Source organism: Cytobacillus citreus (genome assembly GCF_018343665.1).
GTDB classification, from domain to species: Bacteria; Bacillota; Bacilli; order Bacillales; family Cytobacillaceae; genus Cytobacillus; species Cytobacillus citreus.
Genome location: NZ_JAGYPM010000001.1, coordinates 641,014 through 654,998, shown reverse-complemented (window position 1 = coordinate 654,998; position 13,985 = coordinate 641,014). Strand labels below are relative to the sequence as shown.

The 13,985-nt window shown below is 36.0% G+C and carries 16 protein-coding genes; all 16 read right to left on the bottom strand.

Annotation, left to right across the window (positions count from 1 at the left end):
- Positions 1-7: 7 nt before the first annotated feature.
- On the bottom strand, positions 8-1,099 hold the full coding sequence (locus KHA94_RS03320; protein ID WP_213100710.1) for a protein-glutamate methylesterase/protein-glutamine glutaminase: 1,092 nt from the start codon (positions 1,097-1,099) through the stop codon (positions 8-10).
- An 8-nt stretch (positions 1,100-1,107) separates the two neighbouring features.
- A complete protein-coding gene (locus tag KHA94_RS03315) occupies positions 1,108-1,974 on the bottom strand; it encodes a MinD/ParA family protein (RefSeq protein ID WP_213100709.1) in 867 nt (288 codons plus the stop codon).
- Position 1,975: 1 nt separating this feature from the next.
- Positions 1,976-3,121, bottom strand: a complete 1,146-nt coding sequence (flhF, locus tag KHA94_RS03310) for a flagellar biosynthesis GTPase FlhF (RefSeq protein WP_213100708.1) — start codon at positions 3,119-3,121, stop codon at positions 1,976-1,978.
- On the bottom strand, positions 3,118-5,154 hold the full coding sequence (gene flhA / locus KHA94_RS03305) for a flagellar biosynthesis protein FlhA (protein WP_213100707.1): 2,037 nt from the start codon (positions 5,152-5,154) through the stop codon (positions 3,118-3,120). The genes flhF and flhA overlap by 4 nt, the downstream gene beginning before the upstream one ends.
- A gap of 271 nt (positions 5,155-5,425) precedes the next feature.
- Positions 5,426-6,511, bottom strand: coding sequence for a flagellar biosynthesis protein FlhB (gene flhB, locus KHA94_RS03300; protein ID WP_213100706.1), 1,086 nt, complete (start codon positions 6,509-6,511; stop codon positions 5,426-5,428).
- A 3-nt stretch (positions 6,512-6,514) separates the two neighbouring features.
- The gene (gene fliR / locus KHA94_RS03295; protein ID WP_213100705.1) at positions 6,515-7,291 is read right to left on the bottom strand and encodes a flagellar biosynthetic protein FliR; all 777 of its coding nucleotides are present in this window, start codon (positions 7,289-7,291) and stop codon (positions 6,515-6,517) included.
- Positions 7,292-7,295: 4 nt separating this feature from the next.
- A complete protein-coding gene (gene fliQ / locus KHA94_RS03290) occupies positions 7,296-7,565 on the bottom strand; it encodes a flagellar biosynthesis protein FliQ (RefSeq protein ID WP_213100704.1) in 270 nt (89 codons plus the stop codon).
- Between the two features lie 17 nt (positions 7,566-7,582).
- Positions 7,583-8,248, bottom strand: coding sequence for a flagellar type III secretion system pore protein FliP (fliP, locus tag KHA94_RS03285; protein WP_213100703.1), 666 nt, complete (start codon positions 8,246-8,248; stop codon positions 7,583-7,585).
- Positions 8,245-8,901, bottom strand: a complete 657-nt coding sequence (locus tag KHA94_RS03280) for a flagellar biosynthetic protein FliO (RefSeq protein ID WP_249365283.1) — start codon at positions 8,899-8,901, stop codon at positions 8,245-8,247. Before KHA94_RS03280 ends, fliP begins: the two co-directional genes overlap by 4 nt.
- Positions 8,902-8,929: 28 nt before the next feature.
- Positions 8,930-9,292 carry a response regulator gene (locus KHA94_RS03275; RefSeq protein ID WP_213100702.1) on the bottom strand — a complete coding sequence of 121 codons (363 nt, stop codon included), beginning with the start codon at positions 9,290-9,292 and terminating at the stop codon, positions 8,930-8,932.
- A gap of 21 nt (positions 9,293-9,313) precedes the next feature.
- On the bottom strand, positions 9,314-10,582 hold the full coding sequence (gene fliY, locus KHA94_RS03270) for a flagellar motor switch phosphatase FliY (RefSeq protein WP_213100701.1): 1,269 nt from the start codon (positions 10,580-10,582) through the stop codon (positions 9,314-9,316).
- Positions 10,569-11,570: a flagellar motor switch protein FliM gene (fliM, locus tag KHA94_RS03265; RefSeq protein ID WP_213100700.1), complete on the bottom strand. Its 1,002-nt coding sequence runs from the start codon at positions 11,568-11,570 to the stop codon at positions 10,569-10,571. Before fliM ends, fliY begins: the two co-directional genes overlap by 14 nt.
- A gap of 46 nt (positions 11,571-11,616) precedes the next feature.
- Positions 11,617-12,042 (bottom strand): flagellar basal body-associated protein FliL, encoded by a 426-nt coding sequence (gene fliL, locus KHA94_RS03260; protein ID WP_213100699.1) that lies wholly within the window; start codon positions 12,040-12,042, stop codon positions 11,617-11,619.
- Positions 12,029-12,250 (bottom strand): flagellar FlbD family protein, encoded by a 222-nt coding sequence (locus KHA94_RS03255; protein ID WP_213101274.1) that lies wholly within the window; start codon positions 12,248-12,250, stop codon positions 12,029-12,031. Before KHA94_RS03255 ends, fliL begins: the two co-directional genes overlap by 14 nt.
- A gap of 53 nt (positions 12,251-12,303) precedes the next feature.
- A complete protein-coding gene (locus tag KHA94_RS03250; RefSeq protein ID WP_213100698.1) occupies positions 12,304-13,509 on the bottom strand; it encodes a flagellar hook protein FlgE in 1,206 nt (401 codons plus the stop codon).
- A 74-nt stretch (positions 13,510-13,583) separates the two neighbouring features.
- The gene (locus KHA94_RS03245) at positions 13,584-13,973 is read right to left on the bottom strand and encodes a TIGR02530 family flagellar biosynthesis protein (RefSeq protein ID WP_213100697.1); all 390 of its coding nucleotides are present in this window, start codon (positions 13,971-13,973) and stop codon (positions 13,584-13,586) included.
- Positions 13,974-13,985: the final 12 nt, after the last annotated feature.

The following is a 13,985-nucleotide window of genomic DNA, read 5'->3' as shown; positions in this document are numbered from 1 at the left end:
CTCGGCATTATACATATTTCAAAATAGATTCAGCGATTTTATCAACATCTTGAACTTCATCAATTAATCTTGTTGCGATAGCAGCTTTAGGCATCCCGAAAATGATCGATGTTTCTTCTGATTCAGCAATTGCTTTTACTGTCCCATTATTTTTTAAAGCAATGAGCCCCTGTGTTCCATCTGATCCCATTCCAGTCATAATCACTGCTACTTTCAAATACTCTTTAATTTCACTTACAGATTCGAACAATACATCTACTGATGGTCTGTGACCGTTACGCGGCTCAGATTTATCTAGCTTTATTAAAAGGTTCAAGCCAGATTCCACAACTTTTAAATGTTGACCTCCAGGAGCAATATAAGCAGTCCCCTTTTGTACAATTTCACCATCAGCAGCTTCTTTCACAGAAATACTGCTAATTGAATTTAATCTAATTGCTAAAGATTTTGTAAATCCAGCAGGCATATGTTGAACAATAAGAATTCCAGCACCAATATCCGCAGGCAGATTCGTAAGAACATTTTGAAGCGCCCTAGGCCCTCCAGTAGAAGTTCCAATACAAACTATCTTTTTTGTATATGAATTGCTTCTATTAAATGCCTTATTTACTATTTTATTTGGTTGTCTTAGTTCTATTTTACTATAACTATCTTCTTGTGTAGTAGTCTTTGGTGACATATTTATCAAATTTTTACGGTTAACTTTACTTGCTGAAATAACCTTAAGTATTAGTTCTTCCTTGATTTTATGAAGATCGAGAGAAATTGCTCCAGACGGTTTTGCAATAAAATCGATTGCACCATTATGGATTGCGGTTAACGTATTCTCTGCCCCTTCCTTTGTTGTACTTGACAGCATTACGACTGGAGTAGGGTGTTCGAGCATAATCTGCTTTACCGCATCTAATCCGTTCAATAATGGCATTTCTACATCCATCGTTACAACATCTGGTTTTAATTCTTTTACTTTTTTCAGTCCTTCTTTACCATTTCTTGCAGTTCCAACTACTTCAATTTTAGAATCTTCAGCAAGGAATTCTGAAATAAGCTTTCTCATAAAGGCTGAATCATCAACTATAAGCACTCTTATTTTCTCCATGCAGATTCCTACCTTTCAAAGAGGAGCTTCTTTAATTTTGATATAAACGGAAAGGCATTTGATTCTGTCGTTCCACTAAAATGCTTTTTCATATAGCGTTCTGTCATTTCTGATAAAGATTTTGATGCTGGAGATTTATTATTATTAAGAATAAAAGGAATTTGCCGCCTAACTGCTTGTTGAATAGATCGATCATCAGGAACAACACCAAGAAAATAAGAATCCCTACCAAGAAAGCTATTTAATACCTTAGAAATACGACTAAATGTCTGAATTCCTTCCTTTTCACTTTGCACTCGATTGATGACAACATAAAATGGAATGGATGAATCCATCAAATGGATATGTTTCAAGATCGAATATGCATCCGTAATTGCTGTAGGTTCTGGGGTTGTAATCGCAATAATTTCTTGAACTGAAAGAATAAATTTAATTGATTCATTTGTAACACCTGCACCCATATCAAAAATTACATAATCGTAATCCTGAATTAATTGTGATAACTCGATTGTATATTTCTCAATTATTTCTTCTTCTAGCTTTACTAATTGAGAAAGCCCGGAACCGCCTGCAATATATTTAATGCCTGCAGGGCCATTCATAATCGTATCTTTTAATGTTACAGTGCCATTAAAAAAGTCAACAATCGAATATACAGATGTTTTCCCCATTAATATATCGAGGTTACCCATTCCTACATCCATGTCAAAAAGCAATACGGAAAACCCTTTTTGGGAGAGTGAAATAGAAAAATTTAAAGAAATATTAGACTTTCCTACTCCTCCCTTCCCACTTACAACTGCCAACGTCTTCGGATTTTTCTTACTTGCTAGCCTTTTCAGTTTTATTCGTAAATCTTCTGCTTGGTCTTTCATATTATTCGACCCCAATAATTGTTTTTGCTATGATACTTGGTTGCGCTGCGATCATATCGTCCGGAACATTTTGACCATTTGTTATGTAAGCAACACCCTTGTTGTATTTATTGATCAAATTATACATAGCACCGTAACTCGATGTTTCATCAGCTTTAGTAAAAATAAATTTATCAATTTCAATAATTGAAAACTGGTCAAAAATGTCTTCCATATCCCTCTGTTTTGCCGTAAGAGAGAGAACAAGGAATGTTTCACATTCATTATCAAAATCGATTACCTGTTTTAAATCTTCAACATACTGCTTATTTCTAAAATTCCTTCCAGCTGTATCAATAAGTACAAGGTCGAATTCATTAAAAGACTCTGCAGCTTTATTAAAATCTTCAATCGTATAACAAACTTCCATTGGAATATTTAATATTTTTGCATATGTTTTTAATTGATCAATAGCTGCAATTCTATATGTATCTGTCGTAATAAAAGCAACTTTTTTCTTATGATTAATAACACCCTCGGCAGCAATTTTTGCAAGTGTTGTCGTCTTCCCAACACCTGTTGGTCCTACAACATTTATATACTTTTTCTTGAAGGAGATCCCTCCAAATGGAATGTCAGAAATTCTATCAACTAATTCTTTTTCCAGCCATGAATATACGACATCAATTGAAGCATTTGCTCCCTCAACATACCATTTTTCTGTAAGAGAATTTAAGATCGATTCTTGGCTTGAAGAATCAATTTCTTGATTCATTAATAAAGTGTGCAATAATTTTATTGGATCAGGATAGGATGGTCCAAAAGCTCCAGTTGGTACAGATAATTGTGAAATGACCTTTTTAAGTTCAGTCATTTCATTTATTAAATCTTCATTAGAATTATAATCATTTTGTTTACCGAACTTTTCCAGCGCAGGATTTAAAACTGACATACTACTAAACTTTTGTTTTGTTGTAGGTACATTCTGTTGTTTCATCTGTTCATCAATAGCTGCAATCACTTCGATATTACTTTTTTTAAAAAGCCCTAGAAAACCGCCAGTTTGCACTTCCCTTGAATTCAATATTACAGCGTCACTTCCAAGTTCAGCACGAATATTCTTCATTGCTTCTGCCATAGAGGATGCAATATATTTTTTTACCTTCAATCAATATTCACCACCCCAACGCTCTGTACTCCAACATTTGCTTCAAGTTCGTTATAAGATAAAATTGGTATTTGCGGAAAATACCTTTCTGTTAATTGCCTAACATACATTCTTACCGCAGGTGAGCATAAAACAATTGGTGTTTGTTCAATTAAAGATAATTGCTCAACTTGTGAAGCTATTGATTCTAAAATACCTTGTGACATGCTCGGATCAATGGATAAATAATTTCCGTGTTCCGTTTGTTGTATTCCATCTGCAATTAGTTTCTCTACTTTTCCAGAAAGCGTTACGACTTTTAATGAATCATTAGCTTGCGAAAATTGATTTGTAATTTGACGAGCTAAGGCTTGACGTACATATTCCGTTAATAAGTCTGTATCACTTGTGACCTTACCAAAATCAGCAAGTGTTTCAAAAATGATTGGCAAATTACGAATTGAGACATTTTCCTTTAATAGCTTAGCCAATACTTTTTGCACTTCTCCAACTGAAAGAGGATTTGGAGTAACCTCTTCAACAAGAATTGGATAGCTTTCATTTAGGTGATCAATTAATTGTTTCGTTTCTTGACGTCCTATTAATTCATGAGCATTTCCTTTTATTACCTCTGTAATATGTGTTGAAACAACAGATGGTGGATCTACGACTGTATATCCAAATATTTCTGCTTGCTCTTTCATTTCTTCCGTTATCCATTTAGCTGGAAGACCAAAGGAAGGTTCAATTGTATCAATTCCTTCGATTGAATCATCATCAATTCCAGGACTCATCGCAAGATAATGATCTAGCAGCAGCTCTCCTCGAGCCATCTCATTACCTTTAATCTTGAGACGATATTCATTTGGCTGCAATTGAATATTATCTCGTATCCTAACGACTGGAATAACTAAACCGAGCTCAATTGCGAGCTGTCTACGTATCATGACAATACGATCAAGCAGATCACCGCCTTGGTTAGCATCAGCTAAAGGAATGAGTCCGTATCCAAATTCAAATTCAATTGGATCCACATTCAATAAACTAACGACACTTTCAGGACTTTTCATTTCACCTGTTTCAAGCTCTTCCTCTGCTTCCGGCAACAATTCTTTTCCTGTTTCTTGGTTTTTGGAAATCATATATCCTCCAAAACCAAGAAGTAATGCAATAGGAATCGTAAGTAAATTGCTAATTGGTGTAAATAAACCTAATAAGAATATCGTGCCTCCAGTAACATAGAGCATTTTCGGAAACGCAAATAATTGTGTTGTAATATCTTTTCCAAGATTTCCATCTGAAGCAGCACGTGTTACAACAATACCTGTTGCAGTTGAAATAAGTAGAGCAGGAATTTGGCTTACGAGTCCATCCCCTACAGTTAAAAGAGAAAATTTTGCCGCAGAATCAGCTACCGATAAGTCAAGCTGCATGACGCCTATAACTATTCCAAAGATTAAGTTGATCAAAACAATGATAATCCCCGCAATAGCATCTCCTTTAACAAATTTACTCGCACCGTCCATTGAACCATAAAAATCTGCTTCTCTACTTACCTTTTCACGGCGCTCACGGGCTTCTTGTTCTGAAATAATACCAGCATTTAAATCTGCATCAATACTCATTTGCTTCCCAGGCATTGCATCGAGTGTAAATCTTGCAGCTACTTCAGAGACACGCTCTGCTCCTTTTGTAATTACGATAAATTGAATAATGATCAAAATTAAAAACACTACAAGACCAACTACAATATTTCCACCGACAACGAAGGTACCAAATGTATGTACAACCCCACCCGCATCACCAGTAGATAAAATCGAGCGTGTTGTCGAAACATTTAAACCTAATCGGAAAAGTGTCAATAATAGCAATAATGAAGGAAAAATTGAAAATTGAAGTGGCTCACTCATATTCATTGTCGTCAATAGTACAATAAGTGCCAATGTAATATTAATTAGAATGAGTATACTTAGTAGCCATGGTGGAAAAGGGATAATAAGCATAGCCACAATTAAGATTACAGCTAGTAATACAGATAAGTCTTTTCCTGACATAAACTTCCTCTCCTAATTAGAAAGCGCAAGAGCCTTCGGAACAATCAAAGGATAAATTGTTCCTGCGATGACTTTTCACAGAAGCTTTCCTTTGTGATCACCCTCAGGGATTGCACAAGGCGAGCCACACTAAAAGGTGTTCTTTACCTTTCTGGAGGTTGGACTTGTGACCCTGAAGGGGTTTGTGCTTGTCGACTACATCATGTAGAATTGCCGACTCTAGTACGTCCTGTACTTTGGAGCTAGACAGTTATCTTACTCGAACAAAAAATTATATTTTCTTTTTTGTCCGGTATACATAGGCAAGAATTTCTGCGACCGCCTTAAAAAACTCTTCTGGGATCGCGTCGCCAATTTCTGACTGGCTATATAAAGCTCTCGCAAGAGGCCTATTTTCAACAGTTATTATTTCTTGTTCTTTCGCAATCATTTTTATCTTTTGAGCGACAAAGTCAACACCTTTTGCAACAACATAAGGTGCATCTAATTTCGTCTCATCATATTTCAATGCTACTGCATAGTGAGTGGGATTTGTAATGACTACATCTGCATTAGGAACTTCTTGCATCATCCTTCGCATCGCCATTTCCCGTTGTCTCTGTTTAATTTTTGATTTAATTAGGGGGTCCCCTTCAATATTTTTATACTCATCTTTAATATCCTGTTTAGACATTCGGATGTTTTTTTCAAAATCATATTTTTGATACAAATAATCCAATAATGATAAGAACAGCAGAGCACCAGAAGCAAACAATCCCATTTGCACAGTTAAGCTTCCGATCGTGACCATTGCGGCACCTACTGATTTTTGTGATAGGATAAGGATTTCATCGATTCTGTTCCATAGAACCATAAAAGTAACAAGTCCAACAAAACTGATTTTTAAAATTGATTTTAATAGCTCGACAATAGCTCTAACAGAAAAAATTCGTTTAAATCCCTTTATAGGGTCGAGTTTTTCTAATTTTGGTTGAATCGCTTCAGTCGAAAATAAAAAGCCGACCTGCATATAATTTGCAATAATTCCTCCGACCATCGCTACAAGCATGATTGGTCCAAGTAATAAAACGAGCTCTTTTAAGATTGCCAAAAATAACATTTGAATATTTGCTTCAGTCAATTCCATCAGCATATACTCTTGTAAAGTATGACTCATGATATATATAACAATATCTTTTAAATATGAGCCACCGATTAATAGGAACAAAAAGACTCCTAAAAGAACAATAGCTGTGTTCACATCTTGACTTTTCGCTACTTGACCTTTTTTTCTCGCATCCTGCCTTTTCTTTGGAGTTGCCTTTTCAGTCTTTTCTCCAGCAAAATATTGTAAATCTAAAGTGATTAATCGTTTCATCCTCTACGTTCCCCCAATAATATCCATAAGGCCGCGCATCGTATATAGCATCGTTTCAAATAACTGTGATACAACAACTAGCATAATACTCATAACAGCTATTAGGACGATGAAACTTACTCCAATTTTCACTGGAAGTCCTACTACAAAAACATTAAGCTGGGGAACCGTCCGTGCAACAATTCCTAATGCAATATCGACTAAAAATAAACAGCCGACAATTGGAATGGACATTTGGAACGCTATCACAAACATTGAATTAAATGCTTTAATAATATAATCGGCCATATCCTCATTACCAAAAGGAATCCAAGGTTTATCCAATGGGATAAACTGATAGCTATAAAATATCCCGTCTAACATAAGATGATGACCGTTAACAGTTAGTAAAAAGAATAGAGCAATTGTATATAAATATTGACCCATAAGTGGACTTTGCGCACCCGTTTGCGGATCAATTACGTTTGCAATAGCAAATCCCATTTGAAAGTCAATAAAGCCACCTGCTATCTGAATAGCTGATAAAATTAAATAGGCAATAAATCCAATAAGCAGCCCTATCAGTGCTTCTTTCATTACTAATAAAAAATAATGACTATCAATTGAAATCTCTGGAATATCAATTGTAAACATCATAATCAAAGCCATAAAAAAGCCTAAGCCAATTTTTGCAGCTGTTGGGATAGACCGATATGAAAAAAGGGGCATCATCAGGAAAAAAGATGTTACCCTCACAAAAATAAGTAAAAAAACTGGAAACTGGATGCTTAAATCTATCATATAATCATCCTACAAACCTCGTTAAATTTGAAAAAATTTCACCTGCATATGAGAGCATATGACTAAGCATCCAAGGACCGAAGAATACAATCCCAGCTAATACAGCGACGATTTTTGGAATGAATGCTAGTGTCTGTTCTTGGATTTGTGTCGTTGCTTGAAAAATACTTACAATCAAACCTACAACAAGAGCAAGGAGCAATAAAGGCCCGCATATCATTAAAACAGTTATTATGCCTTGTTCAGCGATTGTTATTACTGCTTCGGGAGTCATACTATACATTCACCTGCTTAGAAACTTTGTAAAAGAGATTTAACAACGAGATACCAACCATCTACTAATACAAATAATAATATTTTAAATGGAAGTGAAATCATGACAGGCGGTAACATCATCATCCCCATTGACATGAGAACACTCGCAACAACCATATCAATGACAAGAAAAGGGATAAAGATCATAAATCCAATTTGGAACGCGGTCTTTATTTCACTAATTGCAAATGCAGGCACAAGTGCTGTTAAAGGTATATCTTCAATCGATTCAGGAGTTTCTGCTTTAGAATATTCAAGGAATAGGGCTAAATCCTGCTGCCTTGTGTGGGCACTCATAAACTCTTTAAAGGGAACCGATGCCTTTTCATAAGCCTGTTCTAAATTAATCTCTTCATTAAATAACGGTGTTAATGCTTCCTCATTTACCTGTTGAAATGTAGGCGCCATGATAAAAAAAGTAAGAAATAATGCCAAGCCAATAATTACTTGATTAGGTGGCATTTGCTGCGTAGCAAGCGCCGTTCTGACAAAGGAGAGAACAATTACTATTCTTGTAAAACATGTCATCAAGATAAGAATACTAGGAGCAAGTGACAAAACTGTCAGCAATAATAATAGCTTGACTGACATTGAAACATTTTCGGGCGAACTGTTGTTAAAAAACTCCATAAATTCATTCATCGTTCGTCCGTTCCTTTCTTCTCAATCTCTTCGTACAATTTTTTTCTGTCTTTTGAAATATCATCTAGCTGTTGTTTAAGTAATGATTGAAAATGGTTCCCTTTTCTATCATCCTGCTGAACATTTTTTCGTCTTTGAAGTACCTTTGTCACAATATCGCTTGGTTGTATAAGTTGTTCCGTTTTTTCATTATACTCTTTGATTAATTGGCCATACTCTTCTTTATCTTCAATTTCTTTCAACAACTGTATATTTTCACCCACACCTACGACCAAGATACGATTTCCGACCTTGATCAATTGAACAGATCTATTGGTACCGAGTGAAGTACCGCCTAAATTTTCAACAAGCTGAGAGCTTTTATAAGTTTTGCTTTTTTTATTAATTAATTTAAGCAAGAAGTAAAGGAGAGCTACTACAAAGATTGTCGCAAAGACCATTTTTATAATATCCCATGTATTCAGCCCTACCTTAGCAGGTTCATTCTTATGTATTTCCTTTTCCTTTGAAGGCTGATCTTGTTTACATGTATCACGATGTTCAATACAATCTTTCACACTATTCATTTGCTCTGCATAGGCTGGTGCATTCAAGCCCAGCAGAGCAATACCTATTAATAGAAGCGAAAGAATTGTTCGTTTTACAAATTGCAATATCCTGCACCCTCTAAATTAATATTTATTATCCTAAAGTTTTGGAAATCGCTTCAATAACACGGTCAGCTTGGAATGGTTTAACAATAAAATCCTTGGCACCTGCTTGGATAGCATCAATTACCATCGCTTGCTGTCCCATTGCTGAACACATGATCACTTTCGCATTAGGATTGATTTTTTTGATTTCCTTTAAGGCAGTAATCCCATCCATCTCAGGCATTGTAATATCCATTGTTACTAAATCAGGCTGAGATTCTTTATACTTTTCTACTGCCTGCGCTCCATCAGCAGCTTCTCCAACAACCTCAAACCCATTTTTTGTGAGTATATCTTTAATCATCATTCTCATAAATGCTGCATCATCAACAATCAAAATTTTTTGTGCCATTATTCTGTTAACCCCCGTGCGTTATTTAAGTTTCTTAATTCGGTCACTTTGACTGATAATATCTGTTACACGTACTCCAAAGTTCTCATCAATTACTACTACCTCTCCTTGAGCAATTAGACGATTATTGACAAGAATATCAACTGGTTCCCCAGCTAGCTTATCAAGTTCTATTATTGAACCGGCAGACAATTCAAGAATTTCTTTGACAGAACGTTTTGTCCTTCCGAGTTCCACCGTTACTTGAAGAGGAATATCCAGCAGCATATTTAAATTTTTTGATTCATTCTCCTGAAGCGGATATGGTTCAAAATTTGAAAATACTGCAGGCTGAACATTAGGCCCAGCTCCTCCAGGAAATGCAGAACCAAAATGCTGAGGCGCATTATGCTGTACAGGCTGGTTAAAAGCTTGTGATGCTTGCTGCCATTCTCCTTGCGTGGCAACAGCTTCTCTTTCTGGAAGTGGTGATTGTGTGTAAGCAAATTCCTGTACATTTGATTCTGGTATTTGCATTTCATTCGTATTTTCTGAATGTCCTGCAAATGACGGTAATGAACTTTGATCTTTTTCACTATTACCTGAATTTGATCCAGTCATTTCACTTGGATTTAATAATTCCTTGACTAAACTTTTCGCAAACTTCAATGGTAATAGCTGCATGATATTTGAATCTATTAAATCTCCTATTTTTAATCGAAAGGATATTTTAGCTAGAATATCATCACTTGGAATTCTGTCAGTACCTTCACCTAGCGAAACATCTAATAAATCGATAGATGGTGGAGAGATATCAACTTTCTTGCTAAAAATCGTTGACATGGATGTTGCGGCAGAACCCATCATTTGATTCATCGCTTCTTGAACAGCACTTAACTGAATTTCTCCCATCATGTCAGAAGGATTCTTTCCATCCCCACCAAGCATTAAATCTGCAATAATTGCAGCATCAGTTTGCTTTATCACTAATAAATTACTTCCTGAAAACCCTTCTGTATAGCTAACATGAATCGCTACATATGGATGTGGAAACTCCTCAGGTAATTTACTTTTTTGTATGATTAAAACAGTTGGTGTTGTAATTTCTACTTTTTGACTCAGTAATGTGGACAATGCCGTTGCGGAGCTTCCAAACGAAATATTCCCAATTTCCCCCAGTGCATCTTTCTCCATTGGCGAAAAATAATCTTCTACGTTAAAGGTTTCGTCCGAAAGATCAAGCTCCTCATCATCCCCTCCACGTAAAAGCGCATCGATTTCATCTTGTGAAAGCATATCATCGCTCATCATCGTCATCTCCCCCTTTCACATTGTCTAATACTTGTATAGCAATTTTTTTGTTCACTTTCCCTGGCTGTCCAATAAATTTAGGGATACCACCTACTTTTAAAACGAGAGGTTCGTCAATTGGTTTATTTAACTCAATAACATCCCCGATACCTAGCATTAGAAAATCTTGAATACTAATTTCTGATGAACCAAGTTCACCCACTATAGAAATATCAGCTCGCTGAATATGCATTTCTAGTCGGCCGATTTCTTCTGGTTTTCTTTCCTTCTTTTCTGACTGCATCCAATAATGAACTGATAATTTAGGAATAATTGGCTCGAGAACAACATGAGGAATACAAATATTCATCATTCCACTTGTTTCTCCAATGGTTGTATTTAATGAAATAACAACAACAGTTTCATTAGGTGAAACCATTTGTAAAAATTGCGGGTTCACTTCAAAATCCATAAGCTGTGGATCAATTTCGACAATGTTATTCCATGCTTCCATATAATTTTCAAATGCATGCTCAAACGTGTTTGACATTATTTTTGTTTCAATCTCTGTAAGATTATCTATTTTATTAATACTCGATCCTCTTCCGCCCATCATTCTGTCCATCAATGCATAAGCAATATTAGGATTGACCTCCATCAGAATTCTTCCATCTAATGGCGGTACCTCAAACACATTTAAAATCGTCATTTTCGGTATCGACCGAATAAACTCCTCATATGGAATTTGATCCGCTGAAGCAACAGTAATTTGCACATATGTTCTTAGTTGGGCTGAGAAAAATGTTGTAAGTAACCGAGCAAAATTTTCATGTATTCGCGTTAAGCTTCTAATTTGATCTTTAGAAAATCGCAGAGCTCTTTTAAAATCATAGACCTTAACTTTTTTCTCTAATTGCTCTTTTTTTAGTTCATCTGCATCCATTTCACCTGTTGACAATGCAGACAATAACGCATCTATTTCATTTTGTGATAATACTTCTCCCGACATGAAATCTCACCTCCATTTATTTAGCAAAATAATATGTATAATAATATCATTGGAGGAGATTTTCGGTAATATAAACCTGTTCAACTTGACCTTTTTGCATAATCTCATTTATTTTTGTCTTTAAGTCTTCTTTTAGCTTGTTTTGCCCCTCTTTACCCTGAATATCTTTAGCTTCCATTTCGGATAATTCTTGAATAATAATGTCCTTTACTTGAAAATCTCTTTTCTCTAATTCCTTTTTTGCATTCTTGCTATCTGTTTGAATTTTAAAAGAAATACGAACAAAATCATTGCTAGCTAAATTTGTTGTTATTTGAGGTATATCAACGGATGACTCTAGTACTTCATCGATCGTTGGCTCTTTCGTTCCGGAGCTATTTAGTTCCTTTACCACAATTACCGCAACTGCTCCTACTAGGGTAATGGCAACAAGCAATATTATCATGATCATTAGCAGCTTATTTTTCTTCACTTTCATTTTCCCCCAATTGTTGCCCTAGAAGGCTGACAGATTGATAGAATTCCTTTACAAGCATATAAACAGTATCTTCCGACTCCCTTACAACATATTTACGTCCATTCGTTAACGTAATTGTAGTATCAGGAAAAGATTCTATTGTTTCGATATACACAGCATTTATCATAAATGCTTTCCCATTAAGTCTCGTAACCTTAATCAATGTTATTTTCAGGGCTAAAAGCATTAAGCTTTCAACCCTGTCCCTCCCTTAACTTATCGTTTTAAGTTAACTAATTCTTGTAAAATTTCATCAGAAGTTGTGATAATACGAGTGTTTGCTTGGAAACCACGTTGGGCTGTGATCATTTCTGTAAATTCTTCAGATAAGTCGACATTGGACATTTCAAGAGTTCCTGCAGCAACGACACCACGACCATCTCCTGGCAAACCAATATTCGGTGTTCCGGAGTTAATTGAAGCTTGGAATAAATTATTACCCGCTTTTGTTAGACCGGAAGTATTACTAAATTTTGCTAACGCTAGGACACCTAAAGTTTTTACTTGGCCATTTGAGTAGACACCGTTTATTTCACCCATAGCCCCGATGTTAAAGCTTTCCAACATACCTTCAACATTTCCATCTGGATTTACTAGCGCTGTTGTTGCACCTTTGTTTTGCGTTAACTTCGAAAAGTCAAATTTAACTGTCGAAGATCCCCAATCTCCAACATCTGGAGTCCAATCAAAATCACCTGCGGTTAATTTCCCATCTACATCAAAAGAGAGACTCGAATCAGGTGAAGGTGCAGGAGTAGCATTCGGGTCTTTGTTTACAAATACATCCCATCCTGCAGTAGTTTTTTTGAAATGGACGTCGATTTTATGTTCTACACCTTTTTCATCAACCATTTTTATTTGCTGTGTATAAATTGAGTCTTCCGTTGCATCAGCTGATAAATTTTCCGTTACATTTATAATCCCAGTTTTCATAGCAGGCAAGACAGCATTAACATTGACAGCAACATCTCCATAGATATTCGTTGGTTTCCCAGTTGTCGGGTCAATTTTATAAGCTTGTACTTTCAAGCCATCAGCATTAACTAAATTTCCTTGATCGTCTAAATAGAAGTTTCCTGCACGAGAATAATATTCGGCATTTCCCTGTTTGACGACAAAATATCCATCCCCGTCAATTCCGAGATCAAGTGCACGTCCTGTAGACTGTAAGCTTGATCCGGTATGAATCGTATCAATTGTTGCAAGTGTAGATCCAAGTCCAACTTGCATCGGATTTTTCCCCCCACGATTTTCACCAGCGGCACTTGCACCGGAAACCATTTGGTTCATTGTATCTTTAAAAGTAACACGACCTTTTTTATAGCCGAAAGTATTGACGTTAGCGATGTTGTTACCAATTACGTCTAATTTTGTTTGGAAGTTTTTCATTCCGCTAATTCCAGAGTACATTGAACGTAGCATTAATATTTGCTCCTTTCTTTATGGCTGCTTCAATCAATCCGCAAGCCTCGGCTTCCTTTTTAGGTCCAGCCGTTTTATTGGTCCAAAATGATGGTGCCATTGATATTTGTAAATATTTGTGTACGGGCTTCTTCCCGATCCATTGCCGTAATTACTGTATTGTTCTTTGCACTGACAATTAATGCTGCATCTTTAAGTAATACGAGCGATTCCTTTACACCCTTGTTTTTTGCTTCTTGAACTTTTTCCTCTATCTGATTCCATTGCGCTTCATTAATATGTATTCCTCTTTGTAGTAGGCGCTCTTTGGCATGCTTGCTAACCGTTAATTTACTGTCAGATTGTAGTGCATTCTGGAAATGAACAGAGAAGCTATTGTTGGGTTTAAGTTCTCGATTGGCCGATTTTGTTTTTGTGCCGATGACGGCCTTTGAATGAATCGGATGAAACATCATTTTATCCATCCAATCACCCTC

What these genes read in the sequence shown, in the direction of transcription:
- KHA94_RS03320 (WP_213100710.1), bottom strand. Translation starts at nt 1,099, where the DNA reads ATGGAGAAAATAAGAGTGCTTATAGTTGATGATTCAGCCTTTATGAGA.
- KHA94_RS03315 (WP_213100709.1), bottom strand. Translation starts at nt 1,974, where the DNA reads ATGAAAGACCAAGCAGAAGATTTACGAATAAAACTGAAAAGGCTAGCA.
- flhA (WP_213100707.1), bottom strand. Translation starts at nt 5,154, where the DNA reads ATGTCAGGAAAAGACTTATCTGTATTACTAGCTGTAATCTTAATTGTG.
- flhB (WP_213100706.1), bottom strand. Translation starts at nt 6,511, where the DNA reads ATGAAACGATTAATCACTTTAGATTTACAATATTTTGCTGGAGAAAAG.
- fliR (WP_213100705.1), bottom strand. Translation starts at nt 7,291, where the DNA reads ATGATAGATTTAAGCATCCAGTTTCCAGTTTTTTTACTTATTTTTGTG.
- fliQ (WP_213100704.1), bottom strand. Translation starts at nt 7,565, where the DNA reads ATGACTCCCGAAGCAGTAATAACAATCGCTGAACAAGGCATAATAACT.
- fliP (WP_213100703.1), bottom strand. Translation starts at nt 8,248, where the DNA reads ATGAATGAATTTATGGAGTTTTTTAACAACAGTTCGCCCGAAAATGTT.
- KHA94_RS03275 (WP_213100702.1), bottom strand. Translation starts at nt 9,292, where the DNA reads ATGGCACAAAAAATTTTGATTGTTGATGATGCAGCATTTATGAGAATG.
- fliY (WP_213100701.1), bottom strand. Translation starts at nt 10,582, where the DNA reads ATGATGAGCGATGATATGCTTTCACAAGATGAAATCGATGCGCTTTTA.
- fliM (WP_213100700.1), bottom strand. Translation starts at nt 11,570, where the DNA reads ATGTCGGGAGAAGTATTATCACAAAATGAAATAGATGCGTTATTGTCT.
- KHA94_RS03250 (WP_213100698.1), bottom strand. Translation starts at nt 13,509, where the DNA reads ATGCTACGTTCAATGTACTCTGGAATTAGCGGAATGAAAAACTTCCAA.
- KHA94_RS03245 (WP_213100697.1), bottom strand. Translation starts at nt 13,973, where the DNA reads ATGGATAAAATGATGTTTCATCCGATTCATTCAAAGGCCGTCATCGGC.